At 71.5% G+C, this 22,918-nt stretch carries 13 protein-coding genes and 1 pseudogene; 11 read left to right on the plus strand and 3 right to left on the minus strand.

The genetic code is table 11. The features are described from left to right. Window positions 1-111: 111 nt before the first annotated feature. The 5 genes and pseudogenes from ACH4EW_RS10160 to moeZ form a co-directional block, all read left to right on the plus strand. Window positions 112-324 (plus strand): annotated as a pseudogene (locus ACH4EW_RS10160) (transferase); the annotation flags it as partial. Between the two features lie 88 nt (window positions 325-412). Next, on the plus strand, window positions 413-1,798 hold the full coding sequence (locus tag ACH4EW_RS10165; protein WP_398254038.1) for a hypothetical protein: 1,386 nt from the start codon (window positions 413-415) through the stop codon (window positions 1,796-1,798). Window positions 1,799-1,979: 181 nt separating this feature from the next. Then, window positions 1,980-2,945 carry an NAD-dependent epimerase/dehydratase family protein gene (locus ACH4EW_RS10170; RefSeq protein ID WP_398254040.1) on the plus strand — a complete coding sequence of 322 codons (966 nt, stop codon included), beginning with the start codon at window positions 1,980-1,982 and terminating at the stop codon, window positions 2,943-2,945. Beyond that, window positions 2,933-3,775 carry a spherulation-specific family 4 protein gene (locus ACH4EW_RS10175; RefSeq protein ID WP_398254043.1) on the plus strand — a complete coding sequence of 281 codons (843 nt, stop codon included), beginning with the start codon at window positions 2,933-2,935 and terminating at the stop codon, window positions 3,773-3,775. Before ACH4EW_RS10170 ends, ACH4EW_RS10175 begins: the two co-directional genes overlap by 13 nt. Before the next feature lie 85 nt (window positions 3,776-3,860). Further along, window positions 3,861-5,039 carry an adenylyltransferase/sulfurtransferase MoeZ gene (moeZ, locus tag ACH4EW_RS10180; RefSeq protein ID WP_398254045.1) on the plus strand — a complete coding sequence of 393 codons (1,179 nt, stop codon included), beginning with the start codon at window positions 3,861-3,863 and terminating at the stop codon, window positions 5,037-5,039. Window positions 5,040-5,124: 85 nt separating this feature from the next. Here moeZ and ACH4EW_RS10185 read toward each other — a convergent pair whose 3' ends face one another. Both ACH4EW_RS10185 and ACH4EW_RS10190 read right to left on the minus strand, forming a co-directional pair. Continuing rightward, a complete protein-coding gene (locus ACH4EW_RS10185; protein ID WP_398254047.1) occupies window positions 5,125-6,729 on the minus strand; it encodes an alpha/beta hydrolase in 1,605 nt (534 codons plus the stop codon). A 178-nt stretch (window positions 6,730-6,907) separates the two neighbouring features. Beyond that, window positions 6,908-9,688 carry a YbhN family protein gene (locus ACH4EW_RS10190; RefSeq protein ID WP_398254050.1) on the minus strand — a complete coding sequence of 927 codons (2,781 nt, stop codon included), beginning with the start codon at window positions 9,686-9,688 and terminating at the stop codon, window positions 6,908-6,910. 221 nt (window positions 9,689-9,909) lie between these two features. On the opposite strand from ACH4EW_RS10190, the gene ACH4EW_RS10195 reads away from it, so the two are divergent. From ACH4EW_RS10195 to nudC, 5 genes are all read left to right on the plus strand, one after another. After that, window positions 9,910-10,329 (plus strand): MGMT family protein, encoded by a 420-nt coding sequence (locus tag ACH4EW_RS10195; RefSeq protein ID WP_398254053.1) that lies wholly within the window; start codon window positions 9,910-9,912, stop codon window positions 10,327-10,329. Window positions 10,330-10,541: 212 nt separating this feature from the next. Next, window positions 10,542-14,009, plus strand: coding sequence for an ATP-dependent helicase (locus ACH4EW_RS10200; RefSeq protein WP_398254055.1), 3,468 nt, complete (start codon window positions 10,542-10,544; stop codon window positions 14,007-14,009). A gap of 102 nt (window positions 14,010-14,111) precedes the next feature. Further along, entirely contained in the window at window positions 14,112-17,639 is a 3,528-nt protein-coding gene (locus ACH4EW_RS10205; RefSeq protein WP_398254058.1) for a UvrD-helicase domain-containing protein, read from the plus strand. A gap of 52 nt (window positions 17,640-17,691) precedes the next feature. Continuing rightward, a complete protein-coding gene (locus ACH4EW_RS10210; RefSeq protein ID WP_398254060.1) occupies window positions 17,692-19,086 on the plus strand; it encodes a dipeptidase in 1,395 nt (464 codons plus the stop codon). Between the two features lie 44 nt (window positions 19,087-19,130). Then, window positions 19,131-20,078: an NAD(+) diphosphatase gene (gene nudC / locus ACH4EW_RS10215; protein ID WP_398254063.1), complete on the plus strand. Its 948-nt coding sequence runs from the start codon at window positions 19,131-19,133 to the stop codon at window positions 20,076-20,078. 100 nt (window positions 20,079-20,178) lie between these two features. Here nudC and ACH4EW_RS10220 read toward each other — a convergent pair whose 3' ends face one another. Further along, entirely contained in the window at window positions 20,179-20,433 is a 255-nt protein-coding gene (locus tag ACH4EW_RS10220) for a mycoredoxin (RefSeq protein WP_093897475.1), read from the minus strand. A 216-nt stretch (window positions 20,434-20,649) separates the two neighbouring features. Here ACH4EW_RS10220 and ACH4EW_RS10225 point away from each other — a divergent pair, with 216 nt between their 5' ends. After that, the gene (locus tag ACH4EW_RS10225; RefSeq protein WP_398254067.1) at window positions 20,650-22,842 is read left to right on the plus strand and encodes an ATP-dependent DNA helicase UvrD2; all 2,193 of its coding nucleotides are present in this window, start codon (window positions 20,650-20,652) and stop codon (window positions 22,840-22,842) included. The last annotated feature ends 76 nt before the right edge of the window (window positions 22,843-22,918 follow it).

Consider the following 22,918-nt stretch of genomic DNA (forward strand, 5'->3'; position numbering starts at 1 on the left):
GGTGCGACGGACAACCGTCCGTCGCACCACCGGCGTATCCGCTTACGGTCGTCCCCCTGTGCGTCGCCGTTCCAGCGGCGGCCACCCATAAGGGAGATCGGGGGTGTACTCGTGCGGATCGGACTCCTCACCGACGGTGGTCATCCGTATGCGACCGGTGAGTCCAGACTCTGGTGCGACCGTCTGGTGCGCGGACTCGCGCGGCACGAGTCCGCTCTCTTTGTGCTCAGTCGCTCCTCCGACCAGGAAGCGCAGGGCTGGGTCCAGCTCCTGGCGCAGGCCGGCCGGGTGCGGACGGCGCCACTGTGGACGGCCGACGAGGACGTCCCGGCAGGCGCGGCCGACCGCACGTCCAACCGGGCCGCCGAGCCCCGGACCGTCTGCGCGGCATTGTGGGGAGCGGGTGGCGGCGATGTGTGAACAGCAACGGGGCCCGGCCGGCCCGGACCCGGCAGTGGTGGCGGCAACTGCGGTCGAGCCCGTGGGCGTGCCGGACGACGGTGCTCGGGACGAGGCTTCTCGCGTCGCCGAGGACGGTGACGTATCGGCCGAAACTGCTCCCGTCACGGCTCCGGGCGCCGAGCCCGCCCCCGCCCCGAAGGCCACCGAGAAAGCCGCCGCGGAGCAGGCCCCCAGGGAGGGAGCCGAGGCTCCCCGCGCCCCCGAGATCGCGAGTGCCGTTCCGGCGTGCAAGCTCCACGCCTCGCGCCGAGGCCCCGCCGACCCGGTGAAATCGCTGATGCACCGCCATCGCGAGCTGTGCGAGCGGGCCGTCGATCCGCTGGAGATCGCCGCAGGGCTCGAAGCCCATGGCGTCACCGACCGCGCCGCAGCCCGCTACCGGCACCGCGATGTCTTCTCACTCGGCGAGGAACTCTTCGCCCCGGTTCCCACCGCGGCGGGGGCGCCCGCAACAGGACTTCGCGCGCCCGGGCGCGACACCGAGACGCGCGCCGAATGGTCGCTCCGCGCACTGGTGCCGGGCGCCGCCTGCATCGCGACCGTCGGTGCACTGAGGCTCACCGAGGGGGTGCTCGGAGGTCAGGGACGGCTTGTGATCGCCCTCACCGGAGCGCTCGTCGCCATGGTCGGACTCGCCCTCAGCCTGCGCAGCGGCCCCCTGCACGCCGAAGGCCGGTCCTCGGGCACCGCCCATGTGTACGGCTGCTGGCTCCTCGGCCATGTCCTGTACGGCGACGCGCTGCTCGACCAGGTACTCAGCGGCGGCCCCGAAGGCCCGTGGACGCTCACCCCCGCACCGCTGCTGGGGCTGGCGTTCTCCGTCGCCCCTGCCGCCTGGTGCGCGCACCTCTTCTCCGTACACGCGCACCGCAAACTCGTCGGCAGCAGCGCACCGGAGGAGTTCGCCGCAGGTGTGCGCCCCCTGCTGTTCGGAGCTGTCGCACTCCATCTGTGCGTCCTCGCCGGGCTGCTCTACGTCGCGCATCTGGGATACGGGGGCGGCGGCGCCTTCGTCGGGGCGGCCGCGCTCGGTGTGCTGCTCCTGCTGGCTCGGTTGCTGACCGTGCACGGCTTCCCCGAACCCGCCGCCGTCGGGCTCGCCACTGCCTGCGCCCTCGAAGCACTGGCACCCGCCCTGGTCCTGGCCGGGCGGCTGCCCGATCTGCACTTTCTCGCCCGTCCCGTCGACGCCCTTGTCGTGGTGGCCGGCACCGAAGCCGTACCCGCCGTTGCCTGTGGCGCAGCCGCGCTCGGGCTGCTGATCACCGCCACCGTCGCTCTCTCCCGGGCATCCGCCCACACCACACCCGGTGACGAAAACCGCTCCACCGCGTAACCCACGCGACCGAAGCCGCACCACCGCTCCACCCCGCGTACGAACCACCCGCACACAGACCGCGGAGCCGACGCCGCGGGTCTTCCCTCCGTACCGCACCACACTTCCCTGAGGAGACACTGGACATGACCCCCCAATCCCCCGCACCGGCAGCCCGCCGTCGGCACCAAGGGGGCGCGCGATGAGGGTGCTGCTGCTCGGAGCCAACGGATTCCTCGGCCGGTTCGTGGCGGACCGCCTGCTCGCCGACCCCGCCGTGCACCTCACGGCGCTCGGCCGCCGAGACGACTCCGACGTACGGTTCGACCTCGCCGGCGGCAGCCCCGGCGCGCTGACCCGTTTCCTGGACGCCGTCCACCCCGGAGTGGTCGTCAACTGCGCGGGCGCCACCCGCGGCGGGGCCCGGGATCTGACCCGCCACAACACCGTCGCCGTCGCCACCGTCTGCGAGGCGATGCGGCGCAGCGGCTGTACGGCCCGGCTCGTCCAGGTCGGCTGTTCGTCGGAGTACGGGCCGTCGCAGCCCGGCTCGTCTACCGCGGAGGACGCAATTCCGCGCCCCGGCGGGCCGTACGGCGTCAGCAAGCTCGCAGCCACCGAACTCGTCCTCGGCTCCGGCCTCGACGCGGTCGTGCTGCGGGTCTTCTCCCCGGTCGGCCCCGGCACCCCGGCCGGTTCCCCGCTCGGCAGGCTCGCCGAGGCGATGCGCCGGGCCATGCAGTCCGGTGACGGCGAGCTGAAGCTCAGCGGCCTCGGCGTGCAGCGCGACTTCGTGGACGTACGCGATGTCGCGCGCGCCGTGCACGCCGCCTCGCTCTCCGCCGCGCAGGGCGTCGTCAACATCGGCACCGGCCGCGCCGTGCGGCTCCGGGACGCGGCCGCCGTCCTCGCCAGGGTCGCCGGGTACGCGGGCGCGCTCCACGAACTCGACGCGCCCCCGCCCCGGCTGCCCATCGGAGCCCCGCGCACCTCCACCGAATCGGTCATCGAACATCTCTCGGCGACCCCGTCCCCCTACCCGGACGGTTGCGGAGCCTGGCAGCAGGCCGACGTCCGCACCGCCAGGGACCGGCTCGGCTGGCGCCCCCGGATCAATCTGGAGGAGTCCCTCGCCGACATCTGGATGGAGGCGGCGTGCCGTATCTGACCCCCACCCGTACCGCCCGCCGGACCAGCGGTGCCGAACAGCTCGGTTTCGGCGTCCCCGGTTACGCGCATCCGCTGCTCGCCCCCACCGAATGGGCCGAGCTCATCCGCCCCGGCACCCCGCTGCACTGGGCGGTCCTCAACATCGACAACGGCCCCGGCGCCCGCCCCGACCCGCACTGCCTGGAGGCCGCGGGCCGGCTCCGCAACGCACGGGAGCGGGCCGTGCACGGCGAGGCCCCGCGGGACTCCGTCCGGGCTGCGGGCGGCCGACTGCTCGGCCATCTCGATCTGGCCTTCGGCAGTCGCCCCTTCGGCGAGCTGATCGCCGACGCGCAGTCCTTCCTCGACTGGTACCGCGTCGACGGCTTCTATCTCGGCCGGTGCCCGGCCGGGCGTGCCGACCTCGCGTCGGTCCGCCGTCTCACCAGCACACTCGCCACGCTTCTCGACGACAGCGGCAGCGACCCCGTGGAGCAGCGCGGGGAGCAGCGCAGGCTGCTGGTGCTGGGGCTGGGCACCCATCCGTATCCGGGCTATGCCGAGGCCGCCGACCAGCTGGTCACCTTCTCCGGACCGTGGGCCGACTACCGCTGGTCGCAGGTGGCGGAGTGGACCGCCGCCTACCCGCCGGACCGGTTCGCACACTTCGTCCACGGCGTTCCGCGAACCCACCTCGAAGAGGCCATGCGCATCGCCCGCTGGCAGGGCGCGGGCACGGTCTTCTTCACGGACCGGGACGACCGGCACGGACAAATGGACCCATTCGCGGCGCTGCCCAGGTACTGGGATGAAGTTGTCTCGCGGATCGGACTTGGTATCTCGGAATGAGAAGCGGCGTGGCAGTGTTACGGGAAGAACAACCGTACGTAGATGACGTACGTAGAAACCGACCACCTGCATTGTTGAGGTTCCTGTGTCGCTGCCACCCTTGGTCGAGCCGGCCGCTGAGCTCACCGTCGACGAGGTCCGCAGGTACTCCCGCCACCTGATCATTCCGGATGTCGGGATGGAGGGACAGAAGCGGCTGAAGAATGCAAAGGTGCTCTGTGTGGGCGCCGGCGGTCTCGGTTCGCCGGCCCTGATGTACCTCGCCGCCGCCGGTGTCGGCACGCTCGGCATCGTGGAATTCGACGAGGTCGACGAGTCGAACCTGCAACGCCAGATCATCCACAGTCAGGACGACATCGGCCGCTCCAAGGCCGAGTCCGCCAAGGACTCGGTGCTGGGCATCAATCCGTATGTGAATGTGGTCCTTCACGAGGAGCGGCTCGAAGCCGACAACGTGATGGACATCTTCGCCCAGTACGACCTGATCGTGGACGGCACGGACAACTTCGCCACCCGCTATCTGGTCAACGACGCAGCCGTACTGCTGAACAAGCCGTACATCTGGGGCTCGATCTACCGCTTCGACGGCCAGGCTTCCGTCTTCTGGTCCGAGCACGGCCCCTGCTACCGCTGCCTCTACCCGGAGCCGCCCCCGCCGGGCATGGTCCCCTCCTGCGCCGAGGGCGGCGTGCTCGGGGTGCTCTGCGCCTCGGTCGGCTCCATCCAGGTCACCGAGGCCATCAAGCTGCTCGCCGGTATCGGCGACCCGCTGGTCGGCCGACTGATGATCTACGACGCCCTGGAGATGCAGTACCGCCAGGTCAAGGTCCGCAAGGATCCCGACTGCGCGGTCTGCGGCGAGAACCCGACCGTCACCGAGCTCATCGACTACGAGGCCTTCTGCGGCGCCGTGTCCGAGGAGGCCCAGGAGGCGGCGCTCGGCTCCACGATCACTCCCAAGCAGCTCAAGGAGTGGATCGACGCGGACGAGAAGATCGAGATCATCGACGTCCGTGAGCCGAACGAGTTCGAGATCGTCTCCATCCCCGGCGCCCGGCTGATCCCGAAGAACGAGTTCCTGATGGGCAATGCCCTCCAGGACCTCCCGCAGGACAAGCGCATCGTCCTGCACTGCAAGACCGGTGTGCGCAGCGCCGAGGTCCTCGCGGTCCTCAAGTCGGCGGGCTTCGCCGACGCGGTGCACGTGGGCGGCGGCGTGATCGGCTGGGTCAACCAGATCGAGCCCGAGAAGCCGGTGTACTAAGACCGACCGGCCTGAACGCTCAGCATGCCGAAGGGGCCGGTCCGCGCACTGCGGACCGGCCCCTTCGGCATGCACGCGTTCCGCGTCATGTGCAGGTCTTGCCGACCGGCGGAACCTTGCCGTTCAGGAGATAGTCGCCCACGGTCGTCTGCACACAGGCGTTGCCGCTGTTGTACGCGCCGTGCCCCTGGCCCTTGTATGTCATCTGCACACCGACACCCTTGCCCAGCGCGTCGGCCATCGCCTTCGCTCCCTTGTACGGGGTCGCCGGGTCGCCGGTGTTGCCGATGACGAGGATGGGGGCAGCGCCCGGCGCGCTGACGTCCGGCGTCTCCCAGGCGCCCGCCACCGGCCAGCCGGTGCAGGCCATCAGGCCCCAGCCCAGATAGTCACCGAAGACCGGCGAGGCGGACCGGAACTCCGGGAGCTTCGCCTTGGTCTGGTCCGCGGTGAACCGCTGCTTGGAGTCGGCACAGTTGATGGCGGTGTTGGCGGCCATCGAGTTGTCGTAGCGACCGTTGTTGGCACGGCCGTTCAGCGAGTCCGCGAGGGCGAGGAGCAGCGCGCCATTCCCGCCGTCGGCCTCGTCCACCCCCTGCTCCAGCAGCGGCCAGGTCTCCTGGGAGTAGAGGGCGGCTGCGATGCCGGTGGTGGCCAGGGTCTGTGTCAGCTGCCGGGACCCGAGCCCCGGGATCGGCTTCTTCTCCAGCCGGCTGAGGAGGCCGGAGATCCCCTGCTCGACCTCCTTCCCGGTGGTACCGGGGAGCCTGCAGGCTTCGCCGCGGTCCGCGCAGTCCTTGGTGAAGGTGTCCAGCGCGAGCTGGAACCCCTTGGCCTGGCCGAGCGAGGACTGCTCGTAGTTCTGGGTCGGGTCGATCACCGCGTCCAGCACCGACCTGCCGACGTTCTTCGGGAACAAGTGCGCGTAGACGCCGCCCAGTTCGGTGCCGTACGAGATGCCGAAGTAGTACAGCTTCTTGTCTCCGAGCACCTGACGCATCAGATCCATGTCGCGGGCGGCGTTGGTGGTGCCGACGTGGGGGAGGTCCTTGCCGGAGTTCTTCTTGCATGTCAACGCGAACGTTTTGGTGTTCTTGACGAAGGCGTTCACCTCGGCGGGGGTGTCCGGAGTGCTGTCGGTCTCGTAGCGGGCGTCGAGCTGCCGGTCGGTCTCGCACTCCACGCCCGCGCTGCGGCCGACCCCGCGCGGGTCGAAGCTGACCAGGTCGTAGCGCGCGCGGAGCTTGTCGTAGTCGGTGCTGAAGGCGGGCAGGGTGGCGACACCGGAGGCGCCGGGACCGCCGAAATTGAAGATGAGGGAGCCGATCCGCTTGTCCGTGTTCTTGGCTCTGCCACGGATGAGCGCCAGCTCGATCGTCTCGCCGCCCGGATTTGCGTAGTCGAGCGGGACCTTCATGAAGGAACACTCCCAGGGGGTGCCGCCCGGCAGGGGAGACGGTGCCTCTCCGCTGCCCTGCTCCGGGGACGGGGCCGGGCAGGGCTTCCACGTCAGCTTCTGGGAGGCGAGGTCGCCGGAGTTGCTCGCTTCGACGGCATTCGCCGCAAGCGGAGAGTTCTGCGGCCCGTCCGGGCCGTCCTTGTTGCCGCTCTCCGAGCAGGCGGTGATGGGAAGGAGCACGGAGACGGCGGCGGCGAGAGCGGCGGCACGCAGGGCGGGGGAGGTCCTCATGGCCCCATCGTGTGGGCGGGACCGGACCGGTGCACGAGGCACCGGTCCAAGCGGGTGGCAGAGTGTCACCCGGTCGCCCGACCGGCCTTGCGGACAGGCCCGCCCTACAGCTGAGGAGCCGTCAGATCTTGCCGTACGGATCAGATCTTGCCGTACGGATCAGAGCTCGCCCTGCGGGTCAGAGCTCGCCCTTGCGGGTCAGATGGTTGAAGCAGAGCCAGCCGGGAAGCACCGGCAGCCACAGCGTCAGGAGGCGGTACAGCAGAACGGCCGGTGCCGCGACCTCCTTCGGCAGGCCGACCGCGATCAGCCCCAGCGTCAGCGCACCCTCGACCGCACCCATTCCGCCCGGTGTGGGCGCCGCCGACCCCAGCGCGTTACCGGCCAGGAAGACCACCGCGATGCTGGCGTAGCTGAGATGTGGCACATCCGGACCGCTGAACGCCCGGACCGACGCGTCCAGACACATCACGAACAGGCCGGTCAGCAGCAGCATTCCGCCGATGCCCGTCACCAGCTTCTGCGGCCGCTGAACCACGTCGAGCATGCGCGGAACGACTCCGGCGAACAGCGACCGCACCCGCGTCACCACGAACTTCCGCAGGAACGGAACCGCCGTCACCACCAGCACCAGCACGGCGACCGTCAGCAGCCCGGCGATCACGGTCCTGGAAGGGGTGAGCGAGGACGGGGTCCTCTCCGTGCCGGTCAGGTAGCCGAACAGCGCAAGCAGCAGAATGTGACAGCCGAGACCGAACAGCTGCGAGGCGCCCACACTCGCCACGGCGAGCCCCGGACGAACCCCGGCACGCTGCAGGAAGCGGGTGTTCAGCGCCACACCGCCGACCGCGGCCGGGGCGACGATCTTCACGAAGGACCCGGCTACCTGCGCCAGCACGGTTTTGCCGAACGGCACCCGCTCCGGCACGAAGCCCAGCAGGCTCATCGCCGCTGCGACATAGCTGAGGGCAGAGAAGCCGACCGCGGCCGCCACCCAGCCCCACTCCGCCTGCTCGACGACGGCACCGAAGTCGGCCTGGGTGACCTGTGAAATGAGGAAGTACGCGGCGATGGCGCCGGCGATGCAGCTGACCAGGGTGCGCGCCTTGATGCGCTCCAGCCGTACCGGTTCGACCGGTGCCTGCGGCCGGATCAGCAGCACCTGCCGCCGCATCTGGGAGAGCAGATCCTCCTCGCGCGCCTCTTCCAGCGCGTCTTCCAGGGCCCGCTTCTCGGCCTGCTTCTGATTGCGCAGCGACTTTCGGGCAACCTTGCGATCGGGGCCCGCACCGGGGGCGGAGGTCTCTTGAGCCGTCCCGTATTCCAGCGCCCTGGCCCGCTTGGCCGCGTCCGAGGCGTCGAGCACCGCCTCGCGCTCCCGCTGCGAGCGTTCCCGGGCGAGCCGGCGCAGGGTCGCCCGGGTGGAGCGGCTCAGCGCGAGCGGCTGGAGCAGCGGCAGACAGTCCGCGACGGCATCGGGGCCGAGCACCTCCAGAGCGCCGGCGACGGCCCGCTCGGCACCCACCCGCAGACCGGTGGTGGTCAGCAGCTGCGCGACATCCATCCGCAGGACCAGATCACCGGCCGCGATCTCGCCGCCGCGCAGATCGGTGACGAACACCTTGCCGGCACGATCCACAAGGACGGCGTCGCCGGTGAGCCTGCGGTGCGCGATGCGCCGCGACTGGAGCGCCTTCACCTGACGCCAGGCGCCGCGCACCAGTTCGTCGGTGATCTCGGAGTCCTCCAGCGCGTCCAGGGAACGGCCGCCGATGTGCTCGTACACCAGCATCACGGCGTCGGGCCCGAGCTCGGAGGTGGCGATCAGCTTGGGTGCGTTGGCCCCGGCGGCGATCGCCGCGTACGCGAGCAGCGCCTCCTGCTCCAGCGCCTGGCGCAGCGACTGGATGGAGCGGTGCGGGGTGATGCCGCGCAGGGTGAGCCTGCGCCACATCCGGTAGAAGAAGCCCTGGGCCTGTTGCTCGCGGTCGACGACCGTCACATCGAGCGGTGGCCCGTTCTCCAGGGTGACGAGATAGCGGCGCCCGCGGTCGCTCTGGTCGCCGGAGTCGGGAGCTTCCTCGGCGCGCATCGCGCTGACCGGGTGGAAGCCGACACGGCGCAGACCGGCCATCAGATGCTGACCGGTCGGCCGTACGTTCGGCGAGCCGACCGCGTACAGCGTGCCGTACGCCACGCTCCAGCCGATCAGCACGGTCAGGACGATCGAGAACGGGGTCGTATAGCCGCCGACCAGCATGGCGAACGCGTCGAGCAGCAGTACCACCCACAGCACGACCCGCCAGCGCGGCCGTCTCGCCATCCCGACCGCCGTCATATAGGCGATCACGGGGGCGAGATAGCCGTGCACGGGATCGGTGAGCCCGTCACCGGGCTGCGGCTGGGTCAGGGCGTCCTGAATGGTGGCCGGCGCGGACTTGGCCACCCAGAGGTCGGTGGCGAGCGTGACCCCGTGCGCCAGTACGGCGGCGAGCACGCCGTCCGCGATCCGTAGTCCGTCGCGTTTGATCAGCCGCTCGATGGCGAAGGCGACCGGGACGAGCAGCACGGCGATGCTGGAGATCAGACCGGCGCTCTTGATCAGGATGTCGGGTGCCTGGCCTGTGCCTTTGCTGATGTCCTGTTCGAGACCGGTGGTCGTGCCGTGGGCGAACGCGGCGATCGACAAAAGGACGGCGATCGCCAGGACGCCGATGAGGAGCCGCATGAGATCGGAGGGGCGGTGCACCCGGGCGGGGAGCAACGGTTCGTCCCCCGAGACGCGCTCGGTCTGTTCCGCCGCGGCCGTCGAGAGCGCCGAGCCGATCGGGTGCTCGGGCCCCTCCCCTTGCTCCGTACCGCGCTTTTCCTGCTCCGCACCGGGCTTTTCGACGGGTCCGTCCGACGCGTCCGGGCGCGGCTCGGTGTCAGGGGCGTCCGCCGCCTTCGGTGGCTGCACGCCCTGCTCCTTCGTCGCCTCTGAATGGTCTTCGTGGTCTCGTATCACCGGTCACCGCCCGCACGATGGTGGCACGGCCCGGCGGCCGAGAAGGGCGTCAGGGTGCACTGCGCGGACACGCGAAGCGCAACATACGCTCCTTTGCTCCCGCGCGCACGCCCCGTGAACGGGCGCACACGGATCGGGCCGGACTGTCGGTGGTGTACGGCAGGATGGAGTGGATGAGCCAATACCGGACGAGCGGCGATGGGACCAGCGGCGACCGGACGATCGAGGAGTTGCCGGAGTACGCGGAGCGGGTGCTCGATGTCGCCGAGCTGATTCCGCCCGGCCGTGTCATGACGTATGGAGATGTCGCCGAGTGGCTGGGCGACGGCGGCCCGCGCCAGGTCGGCCGGGTCATGGCGCTGTACGGGGCCGCGGTGCCGTGGTGGCGCGTGGTGCGTGCGGACGGGGCACTGCTGCCCGGCCACGAACTGCGGGCGCTGGACCACTACCGCGAGGAGGGCACCCCGCTGCGCGAGGCGTCGCGCAGCGCGGAGGGCCATCTGCCGCGCCTCGACATGAAGCGGGCGCGGTGGGACGGCGTCACCGGCGGTACGGACGCGGACAGGTACAAGGGCGAAGGTGCTCACATCTGACAGCTTGGGCCATTCGGGGGCGCAACGGGCGGCGCCGGGCCCGATGCGTGATGTGGAACACGAAGCGACACTGGACGGCGCCCATGGCGCGGAACGTGACGAGGCACGCAGCTCACCCGTCCCGGACCGCGCCCTCGCTGGCGTAGCGTCGACAGTTCGCGGTACGCACCGCACCCTCATCACCAGTACACCCACCAGGACCGGCGATCCACGTGAGCTCCTCCTTCACCCGGCACAGTCCGCCCCGCCAGGCACGGCAGGGGGTCCCCCCACGCCCGCAGGGGCGTAGGAGGACCGCGGGCGCGTACCGACTGGTGCGCACCCCGCCGGGCTCCGTGGATCCCCCCCTCCTGGACGCAGCGCAACGTGCGGTGGTTGATCATCCCGGCGGCCCGCTCCTGGTGCTCGCCGGACCGGGCACCGGCAAGACGACCACGCTCGTCGAGGCGGTCGCCGCACGTGTCGCACGAGGCGGCGACCCGGACCGCATCCTGGTCCTCACCTTCAGCCGCAAGGCCGCCGTGGAGCTGCGCGACCGGATGGCCGCCCGGCTCGGTGCCGCCCGCGGTCCGCAGGCCACCACGTTCCACTCCTTCTGTTACGCACTGGTCCGCGCCCATCAGGACGCCGACCTCTTCGCCGAACCGATGCGGCTGCTCTCGGGACCGGAACAGGACGTCACCGTCCGTGAGCTGCTCGCCGGCCAGCTCGGACTGGAACAGGACGGCTTCGCCCGCATCCGCTGGCCCGACGAGCTGCGGGCCTGTCTGACCACGCGCGGTTTCGCCGACGAGGTACGGGCGGTGCTCGCCCGCAGCCGTGAGCTGGGTCTGGGCCCGGACGCGCTGGCCGACTTCGCCCGCCGCACCGGCCGGCCGGACTGGGGCGCCGCCGCCGAGTTCCTCGCCGAGTACCTGGACGTGCTGGACGCGCAGGGGGTGCTGGACTACGCGGAGCTGGTGCACCGGGCCGTGCTGCTTGCGGAGCGCCCCGAGGTGTCGGCGCTGCTGGCCGGGCAGTACGACGCGGTGTTCGTGGACGAGTACCAGGACACGGACCCGGCACAGGTGCGGCTGCTGCATGCGCTGGCCGGAAACCGGGGGAGCGCCCCCGGCGGCGGGGGCGGCCGGGACCTGGTCGCCTTCGGTGATCCGGACCAGTCGATCTATGCCTTCCGGGGTGCGGATGTGAACGGCATCCTCGATTTCCCGGAGGTGTTCCGGCGGGCGGACGGCGCCCCGGCCCCCGTCGGGGTCCTCACGACCTCGCGCCGCTCCGGCGGAGAGCTGTTGGCCGCCACCCGGCTGCTCACCCGCCGGATGCCGCTGACCCGGCTGCCCTCGGCGAAGGTCCGCGCCCACCGGGAACTCGCCGCGGTCCGCGAGGGCGGCGGCGTGGAGGCGTACACCTACCCGACCGCCTCCGCCGAGCTCGACAACATCGCCGATCTGCTGCGCCGGGCGCATCTGGAGGACGGCGTCCCGTGGAACGAGATGGTGGTGCTCGTACGGGCCGGAGGCCGCACGATTCCCTCGGTGCGCAGGGCCCTGACGGCGGCGGGTGTCCCCTTGGAGGTCGACGGCGACGATCTCCCTCTGCGGCATGAACCGGCGGTGGCCCCGCTCCTCACGGCCCTCCGCGCGGTCGCCACGGCGGCCCTGCACCCGCGCGCGCCGGGCGCGGAGAAGCAGGCCCCGGCCTCAAAGGAAGCGGAGGCTCCTGCTCCTCCTGACCGGGAACCCGATCAGGCCCCCGATCAGGCCCCCGATCAGGCCCCCGATCAGGAAACCGCCCCCGAAGCGCCGTCCTGGCTGGACACCGAAACCGCCCTGACCCTCCTTGCCTCCCCCCTCGGCTCCATGGACGCGGCCGACCTGCGCCGACTCGGCCGGGCCCTGCGCGACGAGGAGCGGGCTGCCGGGAATCGCGTACCACCGCCCTCCGGCGACCTGCTGGCCCGGGCGCTCGCCGAGCCCGAACGGCTCGTCACGCATGATCCGGCGTACGCCCGCGGCGCCCAGCGCCTCAGCGCGCTCCTGCGCAAGGCGCGCGAGCTCCTCGAAGGAGGCGGTACCGCGGAAGAAGCCCTGTGGGAGCTGTGGGCCGGCACTCCGTGGCCGGGGCGGCTGGAGCGTGCCGTGCTGCGCGGAGGTGCGGGCGGCCGCAACGCCGACCGCGACCTCGACGCCGTCTGCGCGCTCTTCGAAACCGCGGCCCGCGCCGAGGAACGCACCGGCGGGCGCGGCGCGCTCAACTTCCTGGAGGAGGTCGACGCCCAGGACATCGCCGCCGACACCCTCTCCAGGCGCGCGGTGCGCCCCGATGCCGTACGGCTGATGACCGCGCACAGGTCGAAGGGCCTGGAGTGGCGCCTCGTCGTCGTCGCAGGAGTGCAGGAGGGGCTCTGGCCGGACCTGCGCCGCCGCGGTTCGCTGCTCGAAGCGGACCGGATCGGCCGTGACGGCCTGGCCGAACCGCTCACCCCCGGTGCGCTCCTCGCCGAGGAACGCCGCCTCTTCTACGTCGCTGCGACCCGCGCCCGCGAGCGTCTCGTCGTCACCGCGGTCAAGGCGCCCGCCGACGACGGCGACCAGCCGTCCCGCTTCCTCACCGAGCTCGGCGCCGAACCGCGCGATGTCACCGGCCGGCCGCGCCGCCCGCTCGCCGTCGCCGCGCTCGTCGCCGAACTCCGTGCCACTACCGTCGACCCCGACGCCTCGGAAACCCTGCGCGAGGAAGCCGCCCACCGCCTCGCCCGCCTCGCCGCGCTCACCGACGACGAGGGCCAGCCGCTCGTACCCGCAGCCCACCCCTACCGCTGGTGGGGCCTGTACGAGCCGACCCGCTCCGCCGTCCCGCTCCGCGACCGGGACCAGCCCGTGGCCCTCTCCGGCAGCGCGCTCGACCAGCTCGCCAACACCTGCGCGCTCCAGTGGTTCCTCGGCCGCGAGGTGAAGGCCGACGCCCCGGCGACGGCCGCACAGGGCTTCGGCAACGTCGTCCACGTACTCGCCGACGAGGTGGCTTCCGGGCGCACCCCCGCCGATCTGGCCGTCCTGATGGAGCGGCTCGACTCGGTCTGGGACGGGCTCGTCTTCGACGCCCCCTGGAAGTCCCAGCAGGAGAAGGAACAGGCCAGAGCCGCCCTCGAACGCTTCCTGCGCTGGCACGTCATGGACCGCGCCGGCCGCACCCCCGCCGCGAGCGAGCACGACTTCGACGTGACGCTGGAGGCGGGGGAGTACGAGGTACGCATCCGCGGCTCCATGGACCGCGTCGAACAGGACGCCGAGGGCCGCGCGTACGTCGTCGACTTCAAGACCGGCAAGCAGTCCCCGACCAAGGACGAGGTCGCCCGCCATCCCCAGCTCGCCGTGTACCAGCTGGCCGTCCGGGAAGGGGCGGTCGACGAGATCTTCGACGGCAGCCGTCCCGTGCCCGGCGGCGCCGAACTCGTGCAGCTGCGCCAGCCCGCCCCCAAGAAGGAGGGCGGCGACGCACTTCCCAAGGTGCAGGCCCAGGAACCGCTCTCCGACGAGTGGGTCTCCGACCTGCTGGCCACGGCCGCCGGGCGGGTCCTGGACGAACGATTCACCCCCACGACCGGCCAGCACTGCACGCACTGCACCTTCCGGGCCTCGTGCAGCGCACAGCCGGAGGGCCGTCACATCCTGGAGTGAGAGTCTTCCCGGCCGCTCGGCCGGGGCTTGCGGGCCACCCGTCCGCCGGGACCGTCCGTCGGCCCCGGCACGTTGTCGGTGCGTCCGGTTAGCCTCTGTCGGGTGTCCTCACGCATCACCGATCCCGAGCAGCTGAAGGAGCTCCTCGGGATCCCGTTCACCCCGGAGCAGACGGCCTGCATCACAGCGCCGCCCGCCCCGCAGGTGATCGTGGCCGGAGCCGGGTCGGGAAAGACCACGGTGATGGCAGCGCGCGTGGTGTGGCTGGTGGGGACCGGCCAGGTCGCCCCGGAGCAGGTCCTCGGACTCACCTTCACCAACAAGGCGGCGGGCGAGCTCGCCGAGCGCGTCCGCAAGGCCCTGATCGCGGCCGGGGTCACCGATCCGGAGGTCATCGATCCGGACAATCCCCCGGGCGAGCCCAGCATCTCCACGTACCACGCCTTCGCCGGCCGGCTCCTCACCGAGCACGGGCTGCGCATCGGCCTCGAACCCACCACCCGTCTTCTCGCCGACGCCACCCGCTACCAGCTGGCCGCCCGCGTACTGCGCGAGGCGCCCGGCCCCTATCCGGCCCTGACGAAGTCGTTCCCCACGCTGGTCAGCGATCTGCTGGCCCTCGATGCCGAGCTGGCCGAGCATCTCGTACGCCCCGAACAGCTCGCGGAGTACGACACCGAACTGCTTCGTACGCTGGAAACGGCCCGGCTCACCAACGCCGAGCTGCGCAGGATTCCCGAGGCCGCCCGGGCCCGTCGCGAGCTGCTGCAGTTGACCCGCCGCTACCGCGAGGCCAAGAAGAGCCGTGACCTCCTCGACTTCGGAGACCAGATAGCCCTCTCCGCCGAGCTGGCCCTCACCCGCCCGGAGGTCGGTGCGATCCTGCGCGACGCATTCCGCGTCGTGCTGCTCGACGAGTACCAGGACACCTCCGTCGCCCAGCGCCTGCTGCTGTCCGCCCTTTTCGGCAGGGGCCCCGAGGCAACGGCCACGGAGGCGGAGTCCGGCGCGCCCACCGGGGCGGTGGCCACCGGGCACGCGGTCACCGCCGTCGGCGACCCCTGCCAGGCGATCTACGGCTGGCGCGGTGCCTCCGTGGCCAACCTCGACGACTTCCCACTCCACTTCCCGCACGCCGACGGCACCCCCGCCACCCGCTACTCCCTCAGCGAGAACCGGCGCAGCGGCGGCCGCCTCCTTCACCTCGCCAACGGCCTCGCCGCACCCCTGCGCGCGATGCACGAAGGCGTCGAGGCACTGCGCCCGGCCCCGGGCGCCGAGCGTGACGGCGTCGTCCGCTGCGCCCTGCTCCGTACCCACACCGAAGAGATCGACTGGCTCGCCGACTCGATCGCCCACCTCGTGAGGACCGGAAAGGCGCCCGGCGAGATCGCCGTCCTGTGCCGCACCGCGGGCGACTTCCCGCAGATCCAGGCCGCGCTGGTGGCCCGCGACATCCCGGTCGAGGTCGTCGGCCTGTCCGGGCTGCTGCACCTGCCCGAGGTCGCCGACCTCGTCGCGGTCTGCGAGGTTCTCCAGGACCCCGGCGCCAATGCCTCCCTGGTCCGGCTGCTCACCGGCCCCCGCTGGCGGATCGGCCCCCGCGACCTGGCACTCCTCGGCCGCCGCGCCCGCCTCCTCGTCCACCGAGCCGCCCACGGCGGCGAGGACGACTTCGACCCCGACCGCCGCCTCGCCGAGGCCGTCGAAGGCGTCGATCCGGCCGAAGTGATCTCGCTCGCCGACGCGCTGGACACCTTCCTCGAATCGGGCGGAGGAGAGGACGACGGACTTCCGTTCTCCACCGAGGCCCGCATCCGCTTCGCCCGGCTGGCTGCCGAACTGCGCGACCTGCGCCGCTCGCTGGCCGACCCCCTGATGGACGTGCTGCACCGCGTCCTCGCGACCACCGGCCTGGAGGTCGAGCTCTCCGCGTCGCCGCACGCCCTGGCCGCCCGCCGCCGCGAGACCCTCGCCAACTTCCTCGATGTCGCGGCCCGCTTCGCCGCCGTCGAAGGCGAGGCCACCCTCCTCGCCTTCCTGGGCTTCCTGCGCACGGCTGTCCAGTACGAGAAGGGCCTGGACAATGCCCTGCCCGGCGGCGAGAACACCGTCAAGGTCCTCACCGCCCACAAGTCCAAGGGGCTGGAGTGGGACGTCGTCGCGGTGCCCGGCCTGGTCACCGGACAGTTCCCCAGCAGCCAGTCCCGCGACGCCTGGATCTCCCAGCCCAAGGTCCTCCCGCACGCCCTGCGCGGGGACACGGCCACCCTCCCCGTCATCCACTCCTGGGACGCCAAGGGGCTCAAGGGCTTCAAGGAGGAGATGAAGGAGCACCAGCACACCGAGGAGCTCCGCCTGGGATACGTCACCTTCACCAGGCCCCGCACTCTGCTGCTGGGCTCCGGCCACTGGTGGGGCCCGAACCAGAAGAAGCCACGCGGACCGTCCGACTTCCTGCATGCGCTGTACGAGCACTGCGCGGCCGGACACGGCGAGATCGAGGCATGGGCGGACGAACCGGCCGAGGACGAGGAGAACCCGGCGCTCGCCGAGAAGGAGGCCGAGCAGGCGTGGCCGCTTCCCCTGGACGACACCGCCCTGACCCGCCGCCGGGCCGCCGCGGACACGGTGATGGCACATCTGGAGGCCCTGGCCGAGGCGGGGGGCGTGCCGGATGCGTACGAGGCGACGTCCGGCACACCGGATCCGTACGACGCCCCTTATGACCACGAACTGTTCCCCGACAGTGAGGCGTACCCGGACGAGGACCCGTTCCCCGACAGCGAGGCGTACCCCGACGAGGCCGACGACTGGGACGCCCTGTCGACGGAGCCCCCGTCGGCCCCGGCCCCCACGCCACACCTTCCCGCCCCCACGCCACACGTCCCCGCGGCCCGCACGCCCGAGCCTGCCGGGGAACAGCGCCTCACCCCCGAGGAATCCCGCACCCTCGCCTCCTGGGACCGCGACCTCGACGCCCTCACCGGCGAGCTGCGCCGCGCCCGCGCCACCGTGCGCGACGTCCTCGTGCCCGCCTCGCTCTCCGCCACCCAGCTGCTGCGTCTCGCCGACGACCCCGACGGCTTCGCCCAGGAGCTGGCCCGCCCCATGCCGCGGCCCCCGCAGCCCGCGGCCCGCCGGGGCACCCGTTTCCACGCCTGGGTGGAGTCCCGCTTCGAGGAGCTGCCGCTGCCCATGCTCGGGCCCGACGAGCTGCCCGGCGGCGGCGAGAGCGACGCCGAGATCGCCGACGAGCGCGACCTCGCCGCACTCAAGGAGGCCTTCGAGCGCACCCCGTACGCCCGCCGTACTCCGTACCGTGTGGAGACGCCGTTCCAGATCACCCTGGCCGGCCGGGTGATCCGGGGCCGTATCGACGCGGTGTACCGCACCGGGGACACCTACGAGATCGTCGACTGGAAGACCACCCGCACCAACACCGCCGACCCCCTCCAGCTCGCGGTCTACCGTCTGGCCTGGGCCGAGCTGCACGATCTGCCGCTCACCGATGTCACCGCCACGTTCCTGTACGTACGCAGCGCGGAGACCGTCCGCCCCACCCGCCTCCCGGGCCGGGCGGAGCTGGAGCGGCTCCTGCTGGACGAGCCACCTCCCGCGGGAGCCTAGTGCCTCGCCCAGCGGGGCAAACCCCACTGGGCGAGGCACTAGGCTCAAGGCCATGAGCGACACCCCGGACAGCGCCGTCCGTACGTACACCGAACAGCACCGCACAGCCTTCCTCGACGACCTCGCCGCCTGGCTGCGCATCCCGTCCGTATCCGCCCAGCCGGTCCACGACGGGGACGTACGACGCAGCGCCGAGTGGCTGTCCGCCAAGCTCGAGGAGACCGGTTTTCCGGTCACCGAGATCTGGGAGACGCCCGGCGCTCCCGCGGTCTTCGCCGAGTGGCCGTCCGACGACCCGGACGCCCCGACCGTTCTCGTCTACGGGCACCACGACGTGCAGCCCGCCGCCCGCGAGGACGGCTGGGACACCGACCCGTTCGAGCCGGTGATCCGCGACGGCCGCATGTACGGACGGGGTGCCGCCGACGACAAGGGGCAGGTGCTCTTCCACACCCTCGGCGTCCGGGCCCACCTCGCCACCACCGGCCGGACCACCCCCGCCGTCAACCTCAAGCTGCTGATCGAGGGTGAGGAGGAGTCCGGTTCACCGAACTTCCGCGCCCTGGTCGAAGAGCAGGCCGGCCGGCTCACCGCCGACGCCGTGATCGTCTCCGACACCGGCATGTGGGACGAGACGACCCCCACGGTCTGCACGGGCATGCGCGGCCTCGCCGAGTGCGAGATCGAGCTGTACGGCCCCGAGCAGGACATCCACTCCGGCTCCTTCGGCGGCGCAGTGCCCAACCCGGCGACCGCCGTGGCCCGGCTCGTCGCCGCACTGCACGACGCGGACGGACGGGTCGCGATCCCCGGTTTCTACGACGGCATGACGGAACTCACCGACACCGAGCGCGCACTCTTCGCCGAGCTGCCCTTCGACGAGGCCGCCTGGCTGCGTACCGCCAAGTCACGAGCGGCATCGGGCGAGGCCGGCCACTCCACGCTGGAGCGAATCTGGGCCCGTCCCACCGCCGAGGTCAACGGCATCGGCGGCGGCTACCAGGGCGCCGGAAGCAAGACGATCATCCCGTCCTCCGCTCTGGTGAAGATCAGCTTCCGGCTGGTCGCCGGCCAGGACCCCGACCACATTCAGCAGGCCGTCCGGGCCTGGGCCGAGACGCAGGTCCCGGCCGGTGTCCGTCACCGGATCACCTTCGCCCCCGCCACCCGCCCCTGTCTGACCCCGCTGGACCACCCCGCCCTGCAGGCCGTGGCCCGTGCCATGGGACGAGCCTTCGGCCAGAAGATCCTCTTCACCCGTGAAGGAGGCTCGGGCCCCGCCGCCGACCTGCAGGACGTGCTCGGCGCACCCGTCCTCTTCCTGGGCATCTCCGTACCGTCCGACGGCTGGCACGCCCCCAACGAGAAGGTCGAGCTCGACCTCCTGCTCAAGGGCGTGGAGACAGCCGCCCACCTCTGGGGTGAGCTGGCCGTCGCACTCCGCTGAATCCTCTGAACACCCGATCCGTCCCGGGGGAGTAGGAAGCACCTGTGAGCACCTTCGACAACGCCACCGCAGACCGGCCCATCGGTCTCACGGCGCCCAGCGGCATCGACCGCGCGGCGCACCACCGCCTCGACGAGGCATGGCTGTCCGCCGCGTGGAGCCACCCGACCACTCGTGTGTTCGTCGTCTCCGGCGGGCAGGTGCTGATCGACGACACGGCCGACGGCGGTACGGAGATCGTCATGACCCCGGCCTTCGAGGCCCCGGTCACCGAGACCCACCGCTACTTCCTCGGCACCGACGAGGACGGCATCAGCTACTTCGCGCTCCAGAAGGACTCCCTGCCCGGTCGCATGGACCAGCCGGCCCGCCCGGCCGGACTGCGCGAGGCCGGACTGCTGCTCGGCCCCCGCGACGCGGGCCTGATGGTGCACGCGGTGGCCCTGGAGAACTGGCAGCGCCTGCACCGCTTCTGCTCGCGCTGCGGCGAGCGCACGGTCATCGCGGCGGCCGGCCACGTCCGCCGCTGCCAGGCCTGCGGCGCCGAGCACTACCCGCGTACCGACCCTGCGGTCATCATGCTGGTGACGGACGATCAGGACCGCGCCCTGCTGGGCCGCCAGGTGCACTGGCCCGAGGGCCGCTTCTCGACGCTCGCGGGCTTCGTCGAGCCGGGGGAGTCGATCGAGCAGTCCGTGGCCCGCGAGGTGTTCGAGGAGGTGGGCGTCACGGTCGGCGAGGTCGAATACATCGCCAGCCAGCCCTGGCCGTTCCCGTCCAGTCTGATGCTGGGATTCATGGCACGGGCGACCTCGCCGGAGATCAACGTCGACGGCGAGGAGATCGAGGAGGCGCGCTGGTTCTCCCGCGAGGAACTGACGGCGGCCTTCGAGTCGGGCGAGATCATGCCCCCGTTCGGCATCTCGATCGCGTCCCGTCTGATCGAACTCTGGTACGGCAAGCCGCTCCCGAAGCCGGGCACCGTCGGCTGACGCACGGCGTACGTGCGTGCAGCGCCCCGACGCGCGTACAGCCGCGCCCCCTCCGGGCTCGACCGGAGGGGGCGCGACTTGTGCTGCGGGAGCGGCGGGATCAGGCGGCGAGCGCCTGCTTCACCTGGGCCAGGGACGGGTTCGTCATGACGGCCTCGACACCGGTGGAGCCGACCACCAGGACGGTGGGAACGGTCTGGTTGCCGCCGTTGGCCTTCTCGACGAAGGCCGCGGAGTCCGGGTCCTGCTCGATGTTGATCTCGTTGTACGCGATGCCTTCGCGGTCCATCTGGCTCTTGAGCCGTCGGCAGTAGCCGCACCACGTGGTGCTGTACATCGTCACAGTGCCCGACATTCTTCGCACTCCTCTGTCTCGTCAGTCTTGTCAGACTCGTCTGTCTCATCCGTCTCATCCGGCACGCGGAGAAGCGGGAAAGTGCGTCGCCGCACGGAAAGGGAACGTACGTGAGCCGATCACCATTCCCGCCGTCGGCCCCGCATTAGTACGACAGATGCGGCCCCCTGTGGACAACTTCCGCGTCCGCCTCTCCCGACCTGGCAGCATGGCGGGGTGACATCAGCAACGCATTCCTCCCTTTTCCCACAGGTGCCCGAGTCGGCCGACGCCGTGCTCGATGGCCTGGACCCCGAGCAGCGCGAGGTCGCCATGGCCCTGCACGGCCCGGTGTGTGTGCTGGCGGGAGCCGGTACGGGCAAGACGCGTGCGATCACGCATCGCATCGCCTACGGGGTGCGCGCCGGGATACTCCAGCCGGCAAGTGTGCTTGCCGTCACGTTCACCAACCGGGCCGCGGGCGAGATGCGGGGGCGGCTGCGCCAGCTCGGCGCGGGCGGGGTGCAGGCGCGGACGTTCCACTCCGCCGCCCTGCGCCAGCTCCAGTACTTCTGGCCGAAAGCGGTCGGCGGCGACCTGCCCCGGCTGCTGGAGCGCAAGGTCCAGCTGGTCGCGGAGGCCGCGGCCCGCTGCCGTATCCGGCTCGACCGCAACGAGCTGCGGGACGTCACCAGCGAGATCGAGTGGGCGAAGGTCACTCAGACCGTGCCCGCCGACTATCCGGCCGTGGTCGCCAAGACCCAGCGCGACGCCCCGCGCGACACCGCAGAGATCTCCCAGATCTACGCGATGTACGAGCAGCTGAAGCGCGACCGCTCGGTGATCGACTTCGAGGACGTGCTGCTTCTCACCGTCGCCATCCTCCAGGACCGTCACGACATCGCCGACCATGTCCGCCGCCAGTACCAGCACTTCGTGGTCGATGAGTACCAGGACGTCAGCCCGCTCCAGCAGCGGCTGCTCGACCTCTGGCTCGGCGACAGGGACACCCTGTGTGTGGTCGGTGACGCCAGTCAGACGATCTACTCCTTCACCGGAGCCACGCCCGACCACCTGCTGAACTTCCGCACCCGTCACCCGAACGCGACGGTGGTCAAGCTGGTCAGGGACTACCGCTCCACCCCCCAGGTCGTCCATCTGGCCAACGGGCTGCTCGGCCAGGCCCGCGGCCGCGCCGCCGAGCACCGGCTGGAACTGGTCTCGCAGCGCGAGCCCGGCCCCGAGCCCGTCCATGCGGAGTACGCGGACGAGCCCGCGGAGGCCGAGGGCACCGCCCGCCGCATCCGCGATCTGATCGTCGCGGGCGTCCCGGCCGGTGAGATCGCCGTGCTCTACCGGGTCAACTCCCAGTCCGAGGTCTACGAGCAGGCCCTGGCCGACGCGGGCGTGCCGTACCAGCTGCGGGGCGCGGAGCGCTTCTTCGAACGCGCGGAGGTACGGGAGGCGGGCGTCGCCCTGCGCGGCGCGGCCCGCGCGGGGGGCAACGACTCCCTGCTCGACGACGCGGAGGGACTGCCGGCGCAGGTGCGCGCGGTGCTCTCCACCAAGGGGTGGACCACCCAGCCGCCCGCGGGCTCCGGCGCGGTGCGAGACCGCTGGGAGTCCCTGGCCGCACTGGTCCGGCTTGCCGAGGATTTCGAACAGGCCAGACCGGGGGCGACGCTTTCCGATCTGGTGGCGGAGCTCGACGAGCGCGCAGCCGCCCAGCACGCCCCCACGGTCCAGGGAGTCACGCTCGCCTCGCTGCACTCGGCCAAGGGCCTGGAGTGGGACGCCGTGTTCCTGGTCGGGCTGAACGAGGGCATGATGCCCATCACCTACGCCAAGACCGACGAGCAGATCGAGGAGGAGCGCCGGCTGCTGTACGTCGGCGTCACCCGGGCGCGCTTCCACCTCTCGTTGTCGTGGTCGCTGTCCCGCTCGCCGGGAGGCCGCGCCGGACGACGCCCGAGCCGGTTCCTGAACGGACTGCGCCCCGGCTCGGTGGCCCTCGGTACGCGCGGCACGGCCCGAGGCGGCGGGATCGAACGGGGCCCCGGACCGGTCGCCAAACGCGGCCGTCGAGGCCCTGCCCGGTGCCGGGTCTGCGGCAAGACCCTCACCGATGCGGGCGAGATGAAGCTGATGCGCTGCGACGACTGCCCCTCCGACATGGACGAGGCGCTGTACGAGCGGCTGCGCGACTGGCGGGCGGTCCGGGCGAAGGAGATCGGTCAGCCGGCGTACTGCGTGTTCACGGACAAGACGCTGATGGCGATCGCCGAGGCGGTGCCGGACAGCGCGGGTGAACTGGCCGGGATCTCCGGGGTCGGCGCGCGGAAGCTGGACCGGTTCGGGACCGCGGTTCTCGCCATTTGCGCAGGTGAGATGGTGGAAGAAGGGCTCGGGAACGCTGTTGACGAGGTGTGAGAAAAACTCGTCGAAAAAATAGTTTGCGCCCGCCCCAGTCATCACCATAGGTTCTTAACCACGGGAACAGCGACTT

The sequence above is a fragment of the Streptomyces sp. NPDC018000 genome, assembly GCF_044328025.1.
Taxonomy (GTDB): Bacteria; Actinomycetota; Actinomycetes; order Streptomycetales; family Streptomycetaceae; genus Streptomyces.

What these genes read in the sequence shown, in the direction of transcription:
- ACH4EW_RS10170 (WP_398254040.1), top strand. Translation starts at nt 1,980, where the DNA reads ATGAGGGTGCTGCTGCTCGGAGCCAACGGATTCCTCGGCCGGTTCGTG.
- ACH4EW_RS10195 (WP_398254053.1), top strand. Translation starts at nt 9,910, where the DNA reads ATGAGCCAATACCGGACGAGCGGCGATGGGACCAGCGGCGACCGGACG.
- ACH4EW_RS10185 (WP_398254047.1), bottom strand. Translation starts at nt 6,729, where the DNA reads ATGAGGACCTCCCCCGCCCTGCGTGCCGCCGCTCTCGCCGCCGCCGTC.
- ACH4EW_RS10165 (WP_398254038.1), top strand. Translation starts at nt 413, where the DNA reads ATGTGTGAACAGCAACGGGGCCCGGCCGGCCCGGACCCGGCAGTGGTG.
- ACH4EW_RS10220 (WP_093897475.1), bottom strand. Translation starts at nt 20,433, where the DNA reads ATGTCGGGCACTGTGACGATGTACAGCACCACGTGGTGCGGCTACTGC.
- ACH4EW_RS10210 (WP_398254060.1), top strand. Translation starts at nt 17,692, where the DNA reads ATGAGCGACACCCCGGACAGCGCCGTCCGTACGTACACCGAACAGCAC.